Here is a 20134-nt window from a genome sequence, read left to right on the forward strand (position 1 = left end):
CTATACCCTCATCTGGTAGTTCCGGAGTTTTGTCATGACCCGAATGGTCGCCTCATTGTTTGCGCTGCTTCTTAGCATCGTGCTGCTGAACGGCGGAAACGCTTTTCTGATGACGTTGCTGGGTATCCGCTTGAGCATTGAGGGCGTTGCGCCGGATACCATTGGTACGGTTTTGGTGTGCTACTCCATTGGCTTTGTGCTGGGCACTTTGTTTGTGCAAAAAGTGGTGTCGCGGGTAGGGCATATTCGAGCCTTTGCGGTGTTTGCGACCATCGCTGCGGTGGCATCGTTGCTGTATCCCATGGCCCTTGACATGGTTTTCTGGGCAGTTTTGCGAGCGGTTTCGGGATTTAGCATGGCTGGCGTTCTGGTGGTCATTGAAAGCTGGTTTTCCAGCCGCGCGACCAACTCCAATCGCAGTACCCTGTTTGCGGTGTATCAGGTGGTGTATTTGCTGGCGGCTGTGGGTGGCCAGTTATTGATCAATGTGGGTAATCCCGCAGATTATGTGCCTTACTCCCTGGCTGCGATTTTGTTAGTGCTGGCCCTGGTGCCCCTGGCGATGACGCGAATGGAGGCGCCAGAAATCGCGCCTTCACCGAGACTCTCGGTGTTTACGTTGGCGCGCGAGTCGTTCACCGGCGTGGCCGGAGCCGTGATGGCCGGCATACTGATTGGCAGTTTTTACGCATTGGGGCCGGTTTACGCCACTCTGGTGGGCCTGGATGTAAGCCAGACCGCGAACTTTATGGCCAGCGCTATTCTTGCCGCCATGCTTCTGGCCTGGCCGATCGGCATTTTGTGCGATCGCTTTGACCGACGTCGAATCATGTTCTGGATATCGGTGTTGGCGGCCATTGCTGCGTTGTTGGTCACTATGCTGGGTAGCCATCAGTTACTGGCACTTACGCTGGCGGTGGCTGTATTTACAGGCCTGTCTGCAAGCATTTATCCGGTGGCCGTGGCGATCACCAACGACCGTATGGAAAGTTCTCGTATTGTTGCAGCCAGTGCGACGTTGCTGCTCAGTTATGGCATTGGCAGCGTGATCGGGCCAGTGGTGCTGTCTAAACTGATACAGCTTTTGGGCCCAGAGGGCCTGTTTTATGGTTACGCCGCTGCGCTGATCGTGTTGGCTGCGGCGACCAGTTATCGCATTACCCACACCGAGGACATCGCGGTGGAGGATCAGGAGCAATTTGTGCCGGCTATGCCTGAAACGTCTACGGTTTTGGCCGAAATGGATCCCCGCAACGCGGAGTTTACCGATTCGCCAGAGGTCGTAGTGGATGCGGCAAAAGGCGAGCCGGATAGAAGCTCAATAGCGACAGACAGCCTCCAGAATGCGCCTGCCCGCTAATAAGGCGGGCGCTGTGGTTTCCCTGCTTTCAAATATTGCTTACTATTGCAAACCTGTATTTAAGCGCACGGTTAGCATGCTATTATCGAATTTTTCATAAAGTAAGCTTTTGGCATCGTCAGCTCTGCGGCTTTCACGGCGCCGGCAGTCTGTCAAAAACTCAGGAGCAATCACCGATGAGAGAGCAGTTTCCGTTTACCATTGCACGTGTCACCCGTCGCTGGCGCAAAATGCTCGACGAACGGTTGAAAGGTCTGGGCGTTACCCAGGCGAGGTGGAGTACCATGTTCTATTTAAAATCGGGTGGTGAAGGTTTAACCCAGCGCGAACTGGCCAGTTTAATGGCCATTGAAAATCCGACACTGGTGCGTCTGTTAGACAGCCTGGAAGGCCAGGAGTTGATTGAGCGCCGCCCTTGTCCGAATGACCGCCGCGCCCGCCGCCTGCATTTGACCGACGGTGGCCGTGCGTTTATGGACGAGATGACGTCTCGCGCAGATCGCCTGCGTGACGAAATGCTGGAAGGCGTTAGCGAAGAAGATATTGAAGTTACGCTGCGGGTTTTTGGAACCATTCTGGAAAACGCGCACAAGCAAAGGTAAACGGTGGCAGACAATTCGGTAGCGGGGCTGCAACAGCGCTACGGCTATCGCTGGCGTTGGCTTGCCGTCGCCACGGTTATGGCCGGCACCATGTCAACGGTGCTGAGTGCTACCGTGGTGAACGTGGCGCTGTATGACATTATGCTGGAGTTTGGGGTGCGCCAGGGCCAAATTCACTGGCTAGCCACCGGTTTTATTGCAGCCATGACAACCACCATGCTGGCCTCCTCCTGGTTGCTGGACCATTTTGGTATCCGCAAAACTCTCGCGACAGCCATGGCGCTGTTCACCGTGATCTCCGTGCTGGGAGGCTTTGCCGCAAGTCCAGAACAGCTTATTGCGGCGCGCATCGGTCAGGGCGCCATGGCTGGATTGATGCAGCCCATGGCCATGTTCTTGGTATTCCGAATTTTCCCTCGTAATCAACGCGGCCAAGCCATGGGCATTTACGGCATGGGCCTGGCGTTGTTCGGCTCCACCTACCTGATTCCTTTATTCGCTCAGACGGCATTGGGGTCCAGCGCCACCGAGGCCGGTTTGTTAATGCTGCCTGCGGGCATCGTTCTGGGCATTGTGTTTCCTGTTGCCGGCAACATGGCGGACAAACACAGCAGTCGCAAACTGGTTATTTTTGGCATTCTGGCGTTTACCTTGTCGGCCACACTGTTTGCGTTGTCTGGCTTCGAGACACCTTTGGGCTGGCTGGCCTTGTGGGCAGCGGTGGGCAGAGTTGGTATAGGTTTTATGTTGCCGGCACTGTCGATGGGTGCGCTGAATCCTTTGGCGCCGGAGGAGCTGGGCGCAGGGTCCAGCACCATCAGCTTTACCAGACAGCTTGGAGGGGCCTTCGGTGTCAACATGGTCGCATTGGCCATCGAACACGGTGATCATCGAAACGGCATGCCCACCGTAGAGGCGTTTCAGTTTGCCTGGTGGATGGTGGCGGTATTTTTGGCGTTGGCGATTATTCCAGTGTGGAAAATGCGCACCTGAAAGCGCCGGTATTGATTGCCTTTTGCAGCGAAGCGCCAGTAATCTACTTGCTCTGCCGCCGGGCTCCTTTTGTGGCCTGTGCGCAATGGAACTCCTGGCTGGGTTCAGGGTCTGAACTTTGTCTATTTCTGTCTTCGAGTAGAATGTTATGGGTGTGAAAATGCGTTTATTGACACTGTTGCTGAGTGCAGCTTTTGCGCCTTTGCTGCTGGCCCAGGGCGCAGCTAAACCTCTTCCGGCTGATAAGGCAGCAAGAGTGGCTACCTACAGTATTCAGGGCGATGTGGCCGGGCAGTTGAGTGTGTTTAAAACTCGCTATGAAGACACGTTTGCAGGTATCGGTAGCGCCGAGGCTCTGGGTTATTTGGAGCTGGTGAAAGCCAACCCCGGGGTAGACCCCTGGCTGCCCGGCGAAGGCACCAGTATTACTTTGCCCCGACACTATGTTATGCCGGATGCGAAGCGCGAAGGTATTGTGATCAACCTGGCGGAATATCGCCTTTATTACTTTAGTGGCAACGGGGTTCAGGTATACCCGGTGGGCGTTGGTACCGAAGAAAACCCATCACCGTTAACCAATGCGCAAGTGACCATGGCGCTGACTTCGCCAGCCTGGTATCCGCCGGAGAGTATTCGCGCCGAGCACGCCGCTGAAGGTGATTTTTTGCCGCGCATGATTCCGCCGGGGCCAGATAACCCGTTGGGTAGCCATGCGCTTATGCTGAGTGAGCAAGGCTATTTGATTCACGGCACCAATAAAAAGTTTGGTGTTGGCATGGCGGTCAGCCACGGTTGTTTCCGCATGTATAACGAAGACATTTCGCGTTTTGCTTATCAGATTGCAAAGGGTACACCGGTGCAGATAGTACGCCAGCCGGTGAAAGTAGGGGTTGCCAACGGTCAGGTATGGCTGGAGGTGCATCGGCCCCGGGAAGAATATTCGGCAGCAGATCGCAACAAGCTTTGGCTGGCTACTCTGGAGCAGCTTGAGCGTTTGGCGGTAACTCACCCAGAGGTGGAAGTGCGACGCAGGGCCATTGAAATTGCGGTTGATCAGGCAAGCGGTTTGCCCACGGTGATCGGTGAGAAAACCACATCGGTGGCGAAAGGTGACCCCGTAAAGGCCGCGGAAGACGTAGGTCAACAGCTGTATTTTTGAGCACGGGCGCCATCGCGCGTCTGGGGTATTTGTTCAAAATACAAAATTCGGACATAAAAAAGGCCGGGGTTACCGGCCTTTTTCTTATAGTGCAAAGCTTACTTCTTGCTGGCTCGGTCAAGCATGCGTTTGGCGCGCTCGTTGGCTTCGTCAGCGGATTTTTGAGCAGCTTTGGCAGCAGCCAGAGCTTGATCAGCTGTCTGCTTGGCAGAGCGGGCAGAGCTGGCGGCGCTGTTGGCAGTGTTCATTGCATTTTCAGCCGTTTGCTCAGCTGAACTAGCTGTAGCATTGGCTTCCATCATAGCGGCGTCATCAGTAGTGGCACAGCCAGCAGTCAGAGCGGTTGCCAGTGCAAGCCCAGCGATCGTCAGTTTACGCATTGCAAATCCCCTTATTAGTCGTTGTATTTCCCGAAGTCCGGTGATCAATGTAGCTGACATCCCGTCAACTCGCCACCTGCCAAAACAGGCCCGATAAGCGATTGACCACCGAAGCAATCAATAGTGTAAATCAGTCTGCCACCAAATGTTAACTAAGCGTAGGTGAATGTCCGAAGCTTATGACAACAACGTAATCTTACACGGCGTTTCATGTCAGAAAACTATTCTAGTGCCGGCACTTAGCTTACCTTCCAACAAGGGCCTCAGGGCAGGATTTCAATCGGGGTGCCATCGTTTACCAGTTGCCAGATTTCATCAATCTCTTGATTGCTGACGGCAATGCAGCCGTCAGTCCAATCAAGTCCAAAAAAAGCAAAAGCAAAATCGTCGTCAGTGCCGTTGGGCAGGCCGTGAATCATGATGCTGCCGCCTGGGTTCAGGCCCCAGTTTTCGGCCATTTCACGGTCTCTGGCGCTGGGGTAGGAAATGTGAATAGACTTGTAAAATGAACTGCCTGCGTTGCGCCAATCCAGGGAGTATTCGCCTTCGGGGGTGCGGCTGTCGCCCTCGTAAAGCTTATGGCCCTGAGGATTGTCACCTAGTGAAATTCGATATTGGCGGATAACCTGCTCACCACTGAGTAACTGCAGCGAACGCTTGCCTTTTTGCACCAGTACTTTGGTGATGGACGGTAGCTGGTCGATGTCTGACGAATGCGGAAATGGAAGACGGGTGTCTGCTCGCGCCAGCAAATCCGAAGCCAGAACTTGTGGTGTGAGTAAAGTCAGCAGCAGTGAACACAAAACAAAAAATCGACCCATATTCATAAAACCGACTTACCAATGATTAATGTTAATTTAGAATGTTTATATCATGACTGAAGGTGCAGTTGTTAATGGGTTTTGTCATCTTTGGTGTTGTTATGTTTTGCCTCGGCTGCGTTTTGCTGAGCGTCCATTTTCAGGCCTACCTTGGCAACGGTGTCGCCGTTCATTGAACGCACCACCAGCGTAACCGGCCCCAGAGCAACCAGGTCGCCAATAACCGGGCGGCCCTTGGTCCGTTGGGCAAAGCATTCAGCGAGTGACAAGTCGGGCGGAAGTTCATCAAATTCAATGCCGTAAACCTGTTCTACATCGCCCAGCAGAGCGTCGCCGTTCAGCACAAAGTCGCCAAAGAACGCACGTTCGGCCAAGTGGCTAGGCGTGTAGGCACCGCTGAGAGATTTGTTCAGCTCCGGTAAAACGCCTGGCGTGGAAAATACGGCGATAACGTCGCCCTGAATCACTTCAAGATCGGCTTGTGACTGCAGGCACAATCGGTTTCGGAATACGCCGGCCACCGCTGTGTTATCTGGAAGCTTGAGCTGGTCCAGGCGCCGCGGCAGTTCCCAGTTTTTGCCCCGCAGTGGGAACAGCATTAATTCATGATCGCCGGCGGCCGGAGCGTCTAGCGGAAAGCGGCGAAACGGGGCGTTGTCGGCGGGTACTTCCAGCTTCAGCCAGCGCGCCAAAGGTGCCATGGTGGTGCCCTGAACCAGCAATGATACCAGCACGATAAAGAAGGCAGCGTGGAACACCAGTTGCGCGTCTGGCAGGCCGGCAATAATGGGGAACAGTGCCAGCACAATAGGCACCGCACCGCGCAGACCCACCCAGCTGATAAAACCCAGCTCACGGCGGTTGAAGCCAAATGGCCAGAGTGTGGCCATTACGGTGAGCGGCCGAATCACGAAAATGAGTGCCAGCGCCAATATCAGGCCTCCGCCCGCCAGAGGCAGTAACTCCGACGGGGCCACCAAAAGCCCAAGCATAAGAAACAGGCACAGCTGCGCCAGCCACGCCAGACCGTCGTGCACCTGCAGAATCATCGGCATCATGCGCACAGGCCGGTTGCCAATGACCACACCGGTCAGGTAAATCGCCAAAAAACCACTGCCACCCAAAGCGTTGGTGGCTGAAAATACCGCGATACCACCGGCGGCCACCAGCAGTGGGTAAAGCGGCGGTGCCAGGCGCATCCGATTGGCTAGCGCGACAACGGCGACGCCACCAATTAATCCGGCAATGCTGCCAATACCAAACTGTTCCACCAGTAACCGTAGGGCGGGGCCAACGTTGTTCTCACCTGCGTTGCCAATCAGCGTGACCATCAGCAACGTCAGGAAAATGGCCATGGGGTCGTTGCTGCCAGACTCGATTTCCAACGTGGCGCTGACACGCTCGTTAAGATGAACGCCGCTGCCTTGCAGCATCGAGAACACCACTGCAGCGTCGGTAGACGAGATAATGGCGCCGACCAGTAGCGCCAGCATCCAATGCAAATCAAACACCCACCAAGCGACGACGGCGGCGCCAGTAGCGGTTAGAAAAACACCGAGGGTAGCTAATACCAAAGCGGGGCGCAGACCAACACGGAAGGTTTCAGCACGGGTGCGCATACCACCGTCTAGCAGAATCACGCCCAGGGCCAGATTGGCGATCAGAAACGCCAGCTGGTAATCATCAAAACGAATGCCGCCTGGCCCGTCTTCGCCCATCATCATGCCGACCACCAAAAAAATCAGCAGCACAGGCATACCTACCCGGCTAGATAGCGGGCTTAAAACAATGCTGATCACCAGCATCAGGGCACCCACCAGGGTGAGCATCGGGTCCATCACAACTCCACATCAAGAATGGCAAGCAGGGCCAGGCAAGGGTCGCCTTGGCCTGCTGTAAGTCTGCCCATAGCCGGTACGGTTAACAAGCAGAGTTGAAAAGGGTTACGCCAGCTTTATAGTGGGGCCCAACTTTAACCATTGGTTGGTGATGGTATCTTGACAAAAAAATGTATAGGCTGCTTTTGGCTTAAGACAAGCCGGTTTTCGGAGTAAAACCGGTGTTCACCCAAGGAAGGAATATCTCATGAGCAACCTCATGGTCGCCTGCGTTGGCGACACCCACGTTTGCCCCATCCCCGGCCACGGCAGCAGTCCCATTATTGCGAACGGCGCGACCGCAAGCGTGGATGGCGTACCCATCGCCCGGGTGGGCGATGCCTGCGGCTGCGGTGCCGTGATCGTTCAGGGCTATCCACTGGCCCTGCTGGACGGCCGCCCCCTTGCCCACATGGGCAGCCCTACCTCCCACGGTGGCCAGATCATCACCGGCAAACCCCGTGTCCTATTAGGCGTAGCCACCTTCACGGCACCGGTGGTGGATTTCGCCAAGGCTGGCGCCTTGAACAGCCAGGGCCAACTGACCCCGGAAGCTGAACAGGCGCTGAACAAAGACCCTTTCGGCTTTGTTGAGTGGGCCAAAGCCAAAGGCGCACTGGTAGACGAAGGCCTGGAAGGTGCGACCCCGGAAGAAATCGAAGCTTCGAAGCGCTATTCAGAAGGCCGGTCTGACCTGCGTGCCAAAGTGACCGTTGAAGCCGGCGTGTTCTTCGACGGCACCGGCAACAGCATCGGTAACACCGGTGCCTTTGAGCGAAAAGTAGATGAATGCTTGACCGCTCAGGCAGCAGGAGCCATCAGTGAGGAAACCTGCAGCGCTGAAATCTCGCAACTGATGGAGGGGAGCTATCTTAATGCTGAGACCAATGTGGCAAAGCTCCACACGCTCTATCAACCCTTGTCCACCGACACGGTCACCGTAGAGAATCATCGTATTCGCGCGTATGTCTCGGGCGTTGGCACCAAATCCGGTAAAGAGGATGACGCCTGGGCCATGGGGACTGGTATGGGGGAGCGAGGCGTTCTTGCCAAGATTGAGTTAGCAGTGAAACTTCTGTCGACTGATCTTTCCAATATACTAACAGCTCAAATGGATGAGCTGATTCTGGATGTCTTCGGCTTCAGCCGCGGCGCGGCTACGGCCCGACATTTCGTGAATGACGTGCGAGATGGTGTCAGCGGTGTATTGGGCCAGGCTTTTCAAAAGCTGGGCATTGCCTGGCCGAAAACCGTCACTATTCGCTTTCTGGGCTTGTTTGATACCGTTGCCGCCGTTGTTGATATACTGGGCGCCGACTTTTCCGCCCACAATACCAACAACGGTGAGGTGCGCGTAGACATCACCGCCGACGCGGTTCAGAGAGCCGTACACCTGACCGCCCGGGACGAATGGCGTTACAACTTCTCTCTCAACAGCCTGCGCGGGCCGGATGGCAGCCTGCCGGGTCATTTTAACGAGTGGGTACTGCCCGGGGCGCACTCCGACATTGGCGGTGGCTACCCCGAAAATTTCCACGAACACATTAAAGTAGTCCAGTCCCGTAAGTTCCTCGGCCACCACCCCAGAGAAAGCTATGAGTACGCAACAGTACTGATGGAGCGCAGGCAGCTGATTGATCAAGGTTGGCTGGGGCCAAATAACCCTGAAGCCACGTTAACGGTTGAAGAAGCCTACCGGCGGAGGCTAAAAGAAGGCGAAGTCGAATTGCAGTTCCAACTCTGGCTGGACCGGCGAGTACAGGCCGAGTATTCCCGTGTAGCCCTGCGGCAAATGTATCGGTTGGCGAAAGATGCGGGTGTGCCACTTGACCCGGTAGACCCTGCCGATCCGGATATCATCTTGCCGGATGAACTCCAATCTATAGCTGCCCAGATCACCCGTCACATCAACGAAGGTCATCCACTGCAATTAATGCCCAAAGAAGAAGCCTTACTTCGCCAACGCTACATTCATCACTCGGCCCATTATCAGACCGCCGGACCACTTTTTCCATTCAAACCCGCACCCGGTGGCATGCGGAACATCCATCCAAACAGGGGACTCAAATGATGAGAAGACTCGTAGTGCTTGTAACAGTAATCTGCACGAGCCTACTGTTAAGTGGCTGCTCCTTTGCGGGCAAGCCTGAATGGGATAAACAGGTGAAATATCGACTCAAGGTCAGTGTGCCTCGACATTACGATGCTTGGGTCAAGCGGTTGCAGTTTGAGGCGACAGGTGAGCGAGCTTGGTGGTGGCCGGTTGGCATCACCAATTGTTGCTGGAAAGATCTGGGGAGCGACGGTAGCGAATTGGAGCCCATGCCCGACTACATTTACATCAGTTGGTTTTCACTTGCCGAACAGCAGTCTTACGCCAGACTGATCCACATACCTGACCCGGAAGCGTTGCGTGAACGAATGGAGCAACTTGCACCGGTTCATAAGATTGGCAAGCTGTATAATCTTCCTCGCTATAACCTGGTGCTGGGCCTCGCTCCAGGAGGGACCGTTGTCATGTGGATTATGAGTAAAGCTGAAACCGCCATCGAAGTGGGACGCTATAAAGCAGTCAAAATAGACACTCACCCTGAGTATTATGAGAAGAGAACTGAACGCTATTTATCGGATCATGGCGACTATCTCAAGGAGCACGGCCTTCGGCTTGACCGATGGTAAAGATGGTTTTCTACCGGCGCGCGTGGGTGCTGCTCGGGGCCCACTCCGACTTTGGCGGTGGCTACCCCGAGAATTTCCACGAACACGTCCAGGTAACCCAGCCCCGTAAGTTCCTCGGCCACCACCCCAAAGAAAGCTATGAGTACGCAAGGGTACTGATGGAGCGCAGGCAGATGATTGATCAAGGTTGGCTGGGGCAATAACCCTGAAGCCACGTTAACGGTTGAAGAAGCCTTACTTCGCCAACGCTACATCCACCACTCAGCCCATTACCAGACCGCCGGACCACTTTTTCCATTCAAACCCGCACCCGGTGGCGTGCGGGACATACATCCAAACGGGGGCTCAAATGATGAAAAGGTTCGTGATGTTTGCAACGATACTCTTTTATGAGTGCGTTGTCGGGCGGCTGCTCCATAGCGAGCACTCCCAAATGGGATCGCCCTGTAACGTACGGCGTTCGAGTAGCTGTCCCACGTCATTACGACGCCTGGGTCAAGACATTACAGTTTGAAGCGACAGGTGATCGAGCTTGGTGGTGGCCGGTTGGCATCATCACTTGCTGCTGGAAAGGTCTGGGGAGAGGCGGCGGCGAACTTGAACCCATGCCCGAATGACAAGCAAGGCCAGGCAAGGGTCGCGTTGGCCTGCTGTAAGTCTGCCCATAGCCGGTACGGTTAACAAGCAGAGTTGAAAAGGGTTACGCCGGGTTTGTCGCTGGCTTTGCCGGCTGGGTTCAATCATTTGCGCCTCCGTTGTAGCAAACTGCGTGCAGGCGTTGTTGTTGGGCGCTAAAGGGAGGTTGCCGAGAGGTGTATATATGCATAAAAATTCATATGTTAAATATCTATTTGTTGTTTGACTATCGAAAGAATCACATTAATACTCAGCTTCTCTTACTTATCAGTCAGTGATATATGTTCTCTTGTGCATATTTCAGTGCTGAGTGATCAGTTTCAAGCTGTGAGAAATAACAAAACGACAACAACAAAATAGAGGTGATTGATGGACGGCATAACACAGGACCGTTTACAAAACGGCGACGAGGCGCGCTCCAAACCCGGTTTTTTTGACCGTGAGAACACGGTTGCAGGCCCCAATTTCAATCGTTGGCTGGTGCCCACTGCGGCGCTGGCGATTCACCTTTGCATCGGCATGGCCTACGGCTTTTCGGTGTTTTGGCTGCCCATGGCCAATTTGGTGACGACGGCAGACCCGGTGGCCTGCGCCGATATCGGCATACTTCAGGCCATGACAACCACGTCCTGCAACTGGGCCGTCAGCCATGTGACTTACACCTTCGGTATTTTTATAGCCATGCTGGGCATTTCGGCCGCGGTGTGGGGTGCCTGGCTGGAACACGCAGGCCCGCGTAAAGCCGGCGCCATCGCAGCGGTATGCTGGGGTGGAGGCATGATTCTGGGCGGCGTAGGTGTGATGACCCATCAACTGTGGTTGCTGTATCTGGGCTGCGGTGTGCTGGGTGGTATTGGCCAGGGTTTGGGTTACATCACTCCGGTGTCTACGTTGATTAAATGGTTCCCCGACCGCCGCGGCATGGCGACCGGCTTTGCAATTATGGGTTTTGGCGGTGGTGCCATGGTGGGTGCTCCATTGGCGGTTTGGCTGATGGGCTATTTTTCTGCGGACGGTGGCAAGGGTGTTGCCAGTACGTTGATGGTAATGGGCGTCATCTACTTTTTTGTGATGATGGCCGGCGCTCTGGGCTTTCGCGTGCCACCCAATGGTTGGAAGCCAACGGGTTGGGAACCACCCCAGGGTAAACAAGCCAACGCCATGATCACTCACGGCCATGTACACCTCAGTAGAGCCTGGAAAACCCATCAGTTCTGGATGATCTGGAGCGTGCTGTTTTTGAACGTAACAGCGGGTATTGGGGTGATTTCCATGGCCAGCCCCATGCTGCAGGATGTTTTCGGCGGCGCCCTTGTGGGCATTAAAGACTCTGCAGTGGCGCTCACTGCCGCGCAGAAAACAGCCGTTGTGGCAGCAGCTGCCGGGCTGGTTGGCCTGATCAGTCTGTTCAATAGCGTTGGTCGCCTGTTCTGGGCATCGCTTTCGGACAAGCTTGGCCGCAAAAACACCTATCTCATCTTCTTTGTTCTCGGCATTGCCATGTATTGCCTGTTGCCCACCTGGGGACACCTGGGTATGGCCGGCATGTTCGTCATTTCCATTTGCGTGATTTTGAGTATGTATGGCGGTGGTTTCGCCACCGTACCCGCGTATCTGGCCGATATTTTCGGCACTCAAATGGTGGGTGCGATTCATGGCCGGCTGCTAACCGCCTGGACGGCAGCAGGGCTTGTTGGGCCGGTGGTTATCGCGTTGATTCGCGAGGTGCAGCTGGAGGCGGGAATAGAGCCTGCTCTAGTGTATGACCGCACGCTATACATTATGGCGGGGTTGTTGGTAGTGGGTCTGATCTGTAACAGCCTGATCAAGCCGGTAGACCATTCACTGCACATGACTGACGACGAATTGGAAGGCGAGCGCAGGTTGCAGCGCGACAGCGGTGTGTCATCTCACGCCCAAACCGCCGCTCGTGGCGCTTTCGGAGTTACCGGTGTGCTGGCCTGGATGGCGGTGGGTATTCCGTTCCTGATCGGCTTGTACATTGCTCTGGCTAAAGCGGCGGCGTTGTTTTAAGTAGCAAAGCCTGGATGTATTCCAGGTTACTGGTCTGAAGCGATCAGCTCGTCAAAGCCGGTAATCTGGCCGGGTTGGTCGAGCTGGTAGCCTGGAACGCCGTCGATGCGTGCAAGCAGTTCGGGTTCACGTAGTAGTTCGGTTAGGTGTGCTAGCGTGCTTCGGGGTAAATAATCCGGGCGATAAATCAGCAAGTAATGTTCGCAGGCCAGTTCCAAAAAATTCAGGCCGAACTGCTCGGCTGCGGCTTGCAGGCCAAAGCCCACATCGGCCATGCCGGAGGCCACAAACGCCGCTACTGCGGTGTGCGTGAACTCTTGTTGGCCGCTGCGGTTAACGTTGTTTACATCCAATCCCTGCTGTTCTAGTAGCAAATTGAACAAGATGCGGGTACCGGAATTCAGGTCGCGGCTAATAAAGCGCAATCCGGATTCGCTGAAGTCTTTCAGGCTGCGCACCTGCGGATGTTCGCCTTTGCGCAGCATCAGGCCTTCGCGTCGGGTCACAAAACGAATCAGTCGATGGCTGCCGTCGCTGAGTAAATCCCGGTAGTGGGTCAGAACCTGGCGAGCCAGCTGGGGGCAGGTAGGCAGGTGAAAGCTGGCAATGTCGCATTCACCGCGATTGAGCGCCGACAGGGCTTCCGCGGGATTGCGGTACTGCAGATTGATGTTCAGCTGGTCTGCCACTTCAGGTAATAGCGTCACAACGTAACCGTGGCTTGCGTGCAGGCGCAGTGTGGGTTTGGTGTCGGCTAGCAGTTGCTGAATCTGGTCGTTCAGTTCAGCCGTCATGCTGTCTATTTGTGGTCCTAAGCGTGCGCCAACGCGATGTTCTGCCCACAGCAGTTTTTCGCCCAGGGGCGACAACTGGGAGCCTTGTCCTTTACGCATGATGACCAGTGGCAGGCCAATAATATGGCCGCCACGGTTGAGTAGATTCCATGCGTGGCGATAGGAAATTCCCGCGGTTGTTGCGGCCAAGGTGAGTTTGCCGGTGTCGCGAATGCCTTCAAGCAGGCGAAACAGAACCGGCTCAAATAATTCGCCGTTGGCGGTACGAAAAATCCAGGCGGGTGAGATGTTCAGCTTTCTGTTATGCACTTTTATTCATATTCCGTAGGTTGGGGCAGAGTGCTAGTTTAGGCACTATTGGGCGAACGACTACTGTACCAGAACAAAAACAGGTAGGAACAATTATGCATATGTCAGAAGTATCCGACTCAAAGGCGACGGTTATGTCCATGCCTGTGGCAGGCGATTGGAGCCCTGAGATTATTCGTCGGGAAGTCGCTGCCCTCCAGCATAAACCCGGTGCGCTTTTACCCATTCTGCACGCTATACAAGACCGCGTTGGCTATGTGCCAGAAGGTGCTGTACCTATTATTGCGGAAATGTTGCAGCAGACCCGCGCCGACATTCACGGTGTTATCACTTTTTACCACCATTTCCGCACTCACCCGTCCGGCAGCAATCTGCTGGAGGTGTGCCGTGCCGAAGCCTGCCAGGCTCGCGGTGGGCGCGCTCTTGAGCGTCATGTTCAGGAGCGCCTGAGTGTGGGCTATCACGATACCACCGCCGACAACGAGTTCACTCTTGTGCCTGTGTATTGCCTGGGCAACTGCGCCTGCGGCCCGTCTATCCGTGTGAACAATGACATTATCGGCCGCGTAACACCGCAGAAATTCGACCATCTGGTAGACGCCCTCACAACGTCTGTTCTTCAGCTAAAATAAAGGCAGGAGCAAACTCCATGACAACAACAATTTATGTGCCGTGCGATACCACCGCCTTGTCTTTGGGCGCAGATCGCGTAGCACAAAAGCTTCAACAAGCAGCAGCTCAAAAAAGTATTGAGCTTAATCTTGTGCGCAACGGCTCCCGTGGTCTGTTCTGGCTGGAACCGTTGGTCGAAGTACAAACCGCTTATGGCCGCGTGGCTTATGGTCCGGTGGAACCGGAACAGGTGGACGAGTTGGTGGCTGCTGGTTTGTTTGACGGTAACCCTGAGCATCCATTGTTTCTGGGCGATATTTCCCAGCACTCTTATTTGCAGCAACAACAGCGCCTGACCTTCGCCCGCATTGGCATTACCGACCCGATCTGTGTTGAAGACTATATCGCTCACGGTGGTTTTGTCGGTTTGAAAAAAGCCGCCGCACTGCCCCCCCAAGGGATTGTGGATGAAGTAAAAGCGTCTGGCCTGCGCGGTCGTGGCGGCGCTGCTTTCCCGGCTGGCATAAAATGGCAGACCGTGCTGGACGAGCCCCAAAACCAGCAGAAATACGTGGTGTGCAACGCCGATGAAGGCGATTCCGGTACCTTCGCCGACCGTCTGGTGATGGAGTGCGACCCTTACATGCTAATAGAAGGCATGATCATTGCGGGCCTGGCGGTGGGTGCCACTCTGGGCTTTATTTACGTGCGCTCGGAATACCTGCTGTCGCAAAAAATGCTGGACGAAGCCATCCGCAGGGCCGAGATGCTGGGGTATTTGGGCGATAACGTCTGCGGTAACGGCCGCAGCTTTCGTTTGGAAGTTCGTTTGGGCGCTGGCGCCTATATTTGCGGCGAAGAAACCTCGCTGCTGGAAAGCCTGGAAGGCAAGCGCGGGCTGGTTCGCTCCAAACCTCCACTGCCTGCCATAAAAGGCCTCTTTGGCCAGCCTACGGTGGTGAACAACGTGCTGTCTCTGGCCGCCGTGCCCTACATCATGGCTCACGGCGGCAAAGCTTACGCAGACTACGGTATGGGTCGCTCCCTGGGCACTCTGCCCATTCAGCTGGCGGGCAACATTAAACAAGGAGGCCTGATTGAGATTGCCTTCGGCGTGAGCTTGCGCAAAGTGCTGGAAGATTTTGGCGGTGGTACTTTTACCGGCCGGCCCATGAGAGCGGTGCAGGTAGGCGGTCCGTTGATGGCGTATCTGCCGGAAAATCAGTGGGATACGCCCATGGATTACGAAGCTTTCGCCAAATTGGGCGCAGGCATTGGCCACGGCGGTGTCGTAGCATTTGATGACACCGTGGATATGGGCGAGCAGGCTCGTTTTGCCATGGAGTTCTGTGCCGTTGAATCCTGTGGCAAGTGCACGCCCTGCCGAATTGGCTCAGTGCGCGGTGTCGAAGTGATCGACCGCATACGTGCCGGTACCAACCGCGATAACAACTTGGTGTTGCTGCAGGAACTGTGCGAAACCATGGTGGACGGCTCGCTGTGTGCCATGGGCGGTATGACGCCCTTCCCGGTACAAAGCGTGATGAAACACTTTCCCGAAGACTTGATGGCCCGCCCGCGCCCAGTGGAGGCATGACATGTTGAATTATTATGACCCCGGCACCCAAAGCTACGAAGCCGGTAAAAGTATCCTGAACCCCGATTTTGATTTTGGTACTCCGGCAAGGGTTTCCGAAACCCTGGTGACGGTGTCTATCGACGGTCGCGAGATTGCCGTACCCGAAGGCACCTCGGTACTTCGGGCGGCGGCGCTGGCTGGCATCAACATCCCCAAACTGTGCGCGTCTGACAACCTGGAACCTTTTGGCTCGTGTCGCTTGTGCGCGGTAGAGATCGAAGGTCGCCGCGGCTACCCGGCTTCGTGCACCACGTCGGTGTCTGAAGGCATGGACGTGACCACTCAGACCGGAAAACTGGCAAAATTGCGCCGTAATATCATGGAGCTGTATATTTCTGACCACCCGTTGGACTGCCTGACGTGTCCGGCCAACGGTGACTGCGAATTGCAGGACGTGGCCGGTGTTGTGGGCCTGCGGGAAGTGCGTTACGGTTTTGATGGCAAGAATCATTTAGATGCAGAAATTGACGATTCAAACCCCTACTTCAGTTTCGACCCCAGCAAGTGCATCGTGTGTTCACGCTGCGTGCGCGCCTGTGAAGAAGTGCAGGGCACGTTTGCGCTGACTATCGAAGGTCGCGGTTTTGATTCCATCGTCTCTGCCAGCCAGAACGAGCCGTTTATGGATTCCGAATGCGTGTCTTGTGGCGCTTGTGTGCAAGCTTGCCCCACCTCCACGCTGATGGAAAAGAGCGTGATCGACGCCGGCCAGCCGGAACACAGCGTGATCACCACCTGCGCCTACTGTGGCGTGGGTTGCTCGTTCAAAGCCGAAATGAAAGGCGAAGAAGTGGTGCGCATGGTGCCCTACAAAGGCGGCGAGGCGAACCACGGCCACTCTTGTGTGAAAGGCCGTTTTGCTTTTGGTTATGCCACCCATAAAGATCGCATCAAAGAACCGATGATTCGCGAATCAATAAACGATCCGTGGCAAGTGGTGTCCTGGGACGAAGCATTGGCGTTTTCCGCCAAAAAGCTCAAAGGTATTCAGGCCGAGTTCGGCCGTGAAAGCATTGGTGGCATTACGTCTTCACGCTGCACCAACGAAGAGACCTATCTGGTGCAAAAGCTGGTGCGGACGGCGTTTGGCAACAACAACACCGACACCTGCGCGCGAGTGTGTCATTCCCCCACCGGTTACGGCTTAAAAACCACCTTGGGCGAGTCCGCCGGCACCCAGACTTTTGATTCAGTGATGAAAGCCGACGCCATTGTGGTGATTGGTGCTAACCCCACTGACGCTCACCCGGTGTTCGGTTCGCTGATGCGCCGGCGCTTGCGCCAAGGTGCCAAGCTGGTGGTGATTGATCCACGCCGCATCGACGTTTTGAAAACACCCCACGCCGACGAAGGTCTGCACTTACCGCTGCGCCCCGGCACTAACGTGGCCATGGTAAACGCCATGGCTCATGTGGTGATAACCGAGGGCCTGGAAGACAAAGAGTTTATAAACAGCCGTTGCGATACGGAGGCCTATAACGCCTGGCGCACCTTTATTGCCGAGGAGCGTAACTCTCCGGAAGCCATGGAAGAAGTCACCGGCGTACCGGCTGCCAAGGTTCGGGAAGCGGCGCGAATTTACGCCGAAGCCGAAAATGGTGCGATTTACTATGGCCTTGGCGTTACCGAGCACAGCCAGGGTTCTACTATGGTGATGGGCATTGCCAACCTGGCGCTGGCCACCGGCAACATCGGCCGCGAAGGCGGCGGTGTGAACCCGCTGCGGGGCCAGAACAACGTGCAGGGCTCCTGCGATATGGGGTCTTTCCCCCACGAATTGCCGGGTTACCAGCACGTAAGTGACCCGGAAGTGCGAGAACGCTTTAAGGCGGTGTGGGGTGTGGAAATTGACCACGAGCCCGGGCTGCGCATTCCCAACATGTTTGACGCCGCCATCGCCGGTACCTTCAAAGCGTTGTATGTGCAGGGCGAGGATATCGCCCAATCAGACCCCAACACCCACCATGTGGAAGCCGCTTTAAAAGCACTGGACTGCCTGATTGTGCAGGATATTTTCCTGAACGAAACCGCCAAATTTGCTCACGTGTTGCTGCCGGGTTCGACCTTTCTGGAAAAGAACGGCACTTTCACCAACGCCGAGCGCCGCATCAACCGCGTGCGCAAAGTGATGGAGCCGATTGCCGGCATGGAAGACTGGGAAGTCACCGTGGCGCTGTCGAACGCCTTGGGTTACCCGATGCACTACAACCATCCTTCAGAAATCATGGATGAAATTGCCTCGCTAACGCCCACCTTTACCGGCGTAAATTACGACAAGCTGGAACGGCTGGGCAGCATTCAGTGGCCGTGTAACGATGAGCATCCAGACGGCACGCCAACCATGCACACTCTGGACTTTCCCATTGGCAAGGGTCGCTTTGCGGTGACCGAATACTTGGCCACCGAAGAACGTTCCAGCCGTCGCTTCCCGCTGCTGCTGACCACCGGGCGCATATTGTCGCAGTACAATGTGGGCGCTCAAACACGGCGCACAAAGAACAGCGATTGGCACGAGGAAGACCTGCTGGAACTGCACCCCAGTGATGCTGAATTGCGCGGTGTAAAAGAAGGCGACTGGCTGGGTATCAGTAGCCGCGTAGGCCACACCGTGCTGCGGGCGAAGCTTAGTACCCGCATGCTACCCGGCGTGGTCTTCACCACCTTCCATCACCCGGGCAGCGGCGCCAACGTCATTACCACCGACAACTCGGATTGGGCCACCAACTGCCCGGAGTACAAGGTGACCGCGGTGCAGGTTGAAAAAGTGTCCCAGCCGTCTGACTGGCAGCGCAACTTTGTCGACTTCGACAAGCGCCAGCTGGACTTTGCGAAATCGGCTATGGAGCATTCGGGTGATGTCCATGCAAGCGCCCTCAAATAACGGGTCGCCTGATGCCATGGCCGCACTTACTGGTGAGTGTCCCTCACCGGTAAGTGCGGCGGCGGTAAGCGTGCGCGGAGGCATTGAACGTGGCCCTGGGCAGGATCGGGTCGCCGAAGAAGTGCCGGTGGCTATGGTCTACAACGGCGTTTCCCATGCGGTGATGATGGCGTCGCCCTGTGATCTGGAAGACTTTGCTCTGGGTTTCAGTATCAGTGAAGGTATTCTTGAAAAACCAGAACAATTGTTCAGCATCGAGATAAAACCCACGCCAGACGGCGTGGAAATAGACATGCACATTGCCGGCGACTGCTATGCACGCTTGCGCGAGCAGCGCCGTAACATGGTGGGGCGCACCGGTTGCGGGCTTTGCGGTACCGAATCTTTGGCCCACGTTGCGCGGGCTATTGCCCGGGTTCCGGTGCAGCCGTTGCCCGCAGACGACGCGGTTCAGGCCGCGCTTCATAGCTTGAAAAATTATCAGCCGTTGCAGTCGCAAACCGGCGCGACCCACGGGGCTGCCTGGTGCGATAGCCGCGGGCAGATTGTTCAGGCACGAGAAGACGTTGGCCGCCATAACGCCTTGGATAAGTTGATCGGAGCTCGCTTGAGTGAGGGTGGCGATCAGGCTTTTGACAAAGGTTTCGCGTTGATCTCCAGCCGCGCCAGTTTTGAAATGGTGCAGAAAAGCGCCAGCGTTGGCATCAGCACGTTGGTGGCGGTATCCGCGCCAACGGCGCTTGCTATCCGAGAAGCCCGCGAAAGCGGCATGAACCTTATCGGCTTTGCCCGCCCGGGCCGCCACGTCATCTACACCGGAAGCGATGACACCGCTCAGGAGAATACATTGTGAGTGACCAGCAATTAACCAACCTGATCAAAATGATCGACCAAATTATTGCCAACAATTTACATCATGGTGACGACGACCAGGTGACCGACGTTGCCGCCGGCCACCTACAGAAATTCTGGGCTCGGAGCATGAAGCAGCAGGTGATCGCTTACGCCAACAGCGAAGGAGCGGAGTTGTCGCCGTTGGCGCAAAAAACCATCGCTAAGCTGCAAGCTGTATCTTAGCTTTCTGCTGCACCACAGCGTCGCGTACGTTGCTATCCCCTTTTGCCAGCGCCAGGCTCTATCGCGGATGTGTCATAAGGGGTAAAAGGAAGTGCCTGAAAGTGTCATTTTTTCAAGAGGTTAACCTCGCGGATTGACCAGGCATAAACTACCGCTACCCAAAATAGTATCCAAAAACCAGCCTTTTTGCCGCTGTCTCTAAGCCGGATTGCAGCCGGTTTCGTCGACGGGTATACCAATTTCTATGCAGGCCGGTTGTAGTTCCTGTAGTTCCTGTGTGA

17 protein-coding genes are annotated in these 20134 nt (G+C 55.5%); 13 read left to right on the forward strand and 4 right to left on the reverse strand.

All coding sequences use genetic code 11. The features are described from left to right. Nucleotides 1–34 precede the first annotated feature (34 nt). The 4 genes from MIH19_RS00615 (at nucleotide 35) to MIH19_RS00630 (ending at nucleotide 4114) form a co-directional block, all read left to right on the forward strand. Nucleotides 35–1360, forward strand: a complete 1326-nt coding sequence (locus MIH19_RS00615) for an MFS transporter (RefSeq protein ID WP_249007067.1) — start codon at nucleotides 35–37, stop codon at nucleotides 1358–1360. A gap of 176 nt (nucleotides 1361–1536) precedes the next feature. Then, nucleotides 1537–1962: a MarR family transcriptional regulator gene (locus tag MIH19_RS00620; RefSeq protein WP_249007068.1), complete on the forward strand. Its 426-nt coding sequence runs from the start codon at nucleotides 1537–1539 to the stop codon at nucleotides 1960–1962. Nucleotides 1963–1965: 3 nt separating this feature from the next. Continuing rightward, nucleotides 1966–2955, forward strand: coding sequence for an MFS transporter (locus MIH19_RS00625; protein ID WP_249007069.1), 990 nt, complete (start codon nucleotides 1966–1968; stop codon nucleotides 2953–2955). 148 nt (nucleotides 2956–3103) lie between these two features. After that, the gene (locus tag MIH19_RS00630) at nucleotides 3104–4114 is read left to right on the forward strand and encodes a L,D-transpeptidase family protein (protein WP_249007070.1); all 1011 of its coding nucleotides are present in this window, start codon (nucleotides 3104–3106) and stop codon (nucleotides 4112–4114) included. A gap of 98 nt (nucleotides 4115–4212) precedes the next feature. Here MIH19_RS00630 and MIH19_RS00635 read toward each other — a convergent pair whose 3' ends face one another. The 3 genes from MIH19_RS00635 to MIH19_RS00645 form a co-directional block, all read right to left on the reverse strand. After that, nucleotides 4213–4494, reverse strand: coding sequence for an Lpp/OprI family alanine-zipper lipoprotein (locus MIH19_RS00635; RefSeq protein WP_249007071.1), 282 nt, complete (start codon nucleotides 4492–4494; stop codon nucleotides 4213–4215). A gap of 263 nt (nucleotides 4495–4757) precedes the next feature. Then, on the reverse strand, nucleotides 4758–5321 hold the full coding sequence (locus MIH19_RS00640; protein WP_249007072.1) for a L,D-transpeptidase family protein: 564 nt from the start codon (nucleotides 5319–5321) through the stop codon (nucleotides 4758–4760). 65 nt (nucleotides 5322–5386) lie between these two features. After that, nucleotides 5387–7153 (reverse strand): potassium/proton antiporter, encoded by a 1767-nt coding sequence (locus MIH19_RS00645; protein WP_249007073.1) that lies wholly within the window; start codon nucleotides 7151–7153, stop codon nucleotides 5387–5389. Nucleotides 7154–7400: 247 nt separating this feature from the next. Here MIH19_RS00645 and MIH19_RS00650 point away from each other — a divergent pair, with 247 nt between their 5' ends. The 4 genes from MIH19_RS00650 (at nucleotide 7401) to MIH19_RS00665 (ending at nucleotide 12541) form a co-directional block, all read left to right on the forward strand. Further along, nucleotides 7401–9263 (forward strand): DUF2235 domain-containing protein, encoded by a 1863-nt coding sequence (locus tag MIH19_RS00650; RefSeq protein WP_249007074.1) that lies wholly within the window; start codon nucleotides 7401–7403, stop codon nucleotides 9261–9263. Then, nucleotides 9260–9871, forward strand: a complete 612-nt coding sequence (locus tag MIH19_RS00655; RefSeq protein WP_249007075.1) for a DUF2931 family protein — start codon at nucleotides 9260–9262, stop codon at nucleotides 9869–9871. Before MIH19_RS00650 ends, MIH19_RS00655 begins: the two co-directional genes overlap by 4 nt. Beyond that, nucleotides 9865–10074 (forward strand): hypothetical protein, encoded by a 210-nt coding sequence (locus MIH19_RS00660; RefSeq protein WP_249007076.1) that lies wholly within the window; start codon nucleotides 9865–9867, stop codon nucleotides 10072–10074. Before MIH19_RS00655 ends, MIH19_RS00660 begins: the two co-directional genes overlap by 7 nt. 802 nt (nucleotides 10075–10876) lie before the next feature. Next, nucleotides 10877–12541 (forward strand): OFA family MFS transporter, encoded by a 1665-nt coding sequence (locus MIH19_RS00665; RefSeq protein ID WP_249007077.1) that lies wholly within the window; start codon nucleotides 10877–10879, stop codon nucleotides 12539–12541. A 26-nt stretch (nucleotides 12542–12567) separates the two neighbouring features. Here MIH19_RS00665 and MIH19_RS00670 read toward each other — a convergent pair whose 3' ends face one another. After that, on the reverse strand, nucleotides 12568–13644 hold the full coding sequence (locus tag MIH19_RS00670) for a helix-turn-helix transcriptional regulator (RefSeq protein ID WP_249007078.1): 1077 nt from the start codon (nucleotides 13642–13644) through the stop codon (nucleotides 12568–12570). A 134-nt stretch (nucleotides 13645–13778) separates the two neighbouring features. Between MIH19_RS00670 and MIH19_RS00675 the strand changes: the two genes are divergently transcribed. From MIH19_RS00675 to MIH19_RS00695, 5 genes are read left to right on the forward strand one after another with little or no spacing between them, the layout of a single operon-like run. Next, the gene (locus tag MIH19_RS00675; RefSeq protein WP_249007079.1) at nucleotides 13779–14276 is read left to right on the forward strand and encodes a formate dehydrogenase subunit gamma; all 498 of its coding nucleotides are present in this window, start codon (nucleotides 13779–13781) and stop codon (nucleotides 14274–14276) included. Nucleotides 14277–14293: 17 nt separating this feature from the next. Beyond that, nucleotides 14294–15853: a formate dehydrogenase beta subunit gene (locus MIH19_RS00680; protein WP_249007080.1), complete on the forward strand. Its 1560-nt coding sequence runs from the start codon at nucleotides 14294–14296 to the stop codon at nucleotides 15851–15853. 1 nt (nucleotide 15854) lies between these two features. Then, entirely contained in the window at nucleotides 15855–18776 is a 2922-nt protein-coding gene (gene fdhF, locus MIH19_RS00685; protein ID WP_249007081.1) for a formate dehydrogenase subunit alpha, read from the forward strand. Next, nucleotides 18757–19629: a formate dehydrogenase accessory sulfurtransferase FdhD gene (fdhD, locus tag MIH19_RS00690; RefSeq protein ID WP_249007082.1), complete on the forward strand. Its 873-nt coding sequence runs from the start codon at nucleotides 18757–18759 to the stop codon at nucleotides 19627–19629. The genes fdhF and fdhD overlap by 20 nt, the downstream gene beginning before the upstream one ends. Then, the gene (locus MIH19_RS00695) at nucleotides 19626–19853 is read left to right on the forward strand and encodes a formate dehydrogenase subunit delta (RefSeq protein ID WP_098420213.1); all 228 of its coding nucleotides are present in this window, start codon (nucleotides 19626–19628) and stop codon (nucleotides 19851–19853) included. Before fdhD ends, MIH19_RS00695 begins: the two co-directional genes overlap by 4 nt. Nucleotides 19854–20134 lie beyond the last annotated feature (281 nt).

The organism is Marinobacter sp. M1C (genome assembly GCF_023314135.1).
Lineage (GTDB): Bacteria > Pseudomonadota > Gammaproteobacteria > Pseudomonadales > Oleiphilaceae > Marinobacter.

Excerpts from the sequence above, each read along its gene's own strand:
- MIH19_RS00615 (WP_249007067.1), top strand. The coding sequence starts at position 35 with ATGACCCGAATGGTCGCCTCATTGTTTGCGCTGCTTCTTAGCATCGTG.
- MIH19_RS00620 (WP_249007068.1), top strand. The coding sequence starts at position 1,537 with ATGAGAGAGCAGTTTCCGTTTACCATTGCACGTGTCACCCGTCGCTGG.
- MIH19_RS00630 (WP_249007070.1), top strand. The coding sequence starts at position 3,104 with ATGGGTGTGAAAATGCGTTTATTGACACTGTTGCTGAGTGCAGCTTTT.
- MIH19_RS00635 (WP_249007071.1), bottom strand. The coding sequence starts at position 4,494 with ATGCGTAAACTGACGATCGCTGGGCTTGCACTGGCAACCGCTCTGACT.
- MIH19_RS00640 (WP_249007072.1), bottom strand. The coding sequence starts at position 5,321 with ATGAATATGGGTCGATTTTTTGTTTTGTGTTCACTGCTGCTGACTTTA.
- MIH19_RS00645 (WP_249007073.1), bottom strand. The coding sequence starts at position 7,153 with ATGGACCCGATGCTCACCCTGGTGGGTGCCCTGATGCTGGTGATCAGC.
- MIH19_RS00650 (WP_249007074.1), top strand. The coding sequence starts at position 7,401 with ATGAGCAACCTCATGGTCGCCTGCGTTGGCGACACCCACGTTTGCCCC.
- MIH19_RS00655 (WP_249007075.1), top strand. The coding sequence starts at position 9,260 with ATGATGAGAAGACTCGTAGTGCTTGTAACAGTAATCTGCACGAGCCTA.
- MIH19_RS00660 (WP_249007076.1), top strand. The coding sequence starts at position 9,865 with ATGGTAAAGATGGTTTTCTACCGGCGCGCGTGGGTGCTGCTCGGGGCC.
- MIH19_RS00665 (WP_249007077.1), top strand. The coding sequence starts at position 10,877 with ATGGACGGCATAACACAGGACCGTTTACAAAACGGCGACGAGGCGCGC.
- MIH19_RS00675 (WP_249007079.1), top strand. The coding sequence starts at position 13,779 with ATGTCCATGCCTGTGGCAGGCGATTGGAGCCCTGAGATTATTCGTCGG.
- MIH19_RS00680 (WP_249007080.1), top strand. The coding sequence starts at position 14,294 with ATGACAACAACAATTTATGTGCCGTGCGATACCACCGCCTTGTCTTTG.
- fdhF (WP_249007081.1), top strand. The coding sequence starts at position 15,855 with ATGTTGAATTATTATGACCCCGGCACCCAAAGCTACGAAGCCGGTAAA.
- fdhD (WP_249007082.1), top strand. The coding sequence starts at position 18,757 with ATGCAAGCGCCCTCAAATAACGGGTCGCCTGATGCCATGGCCGCACTT.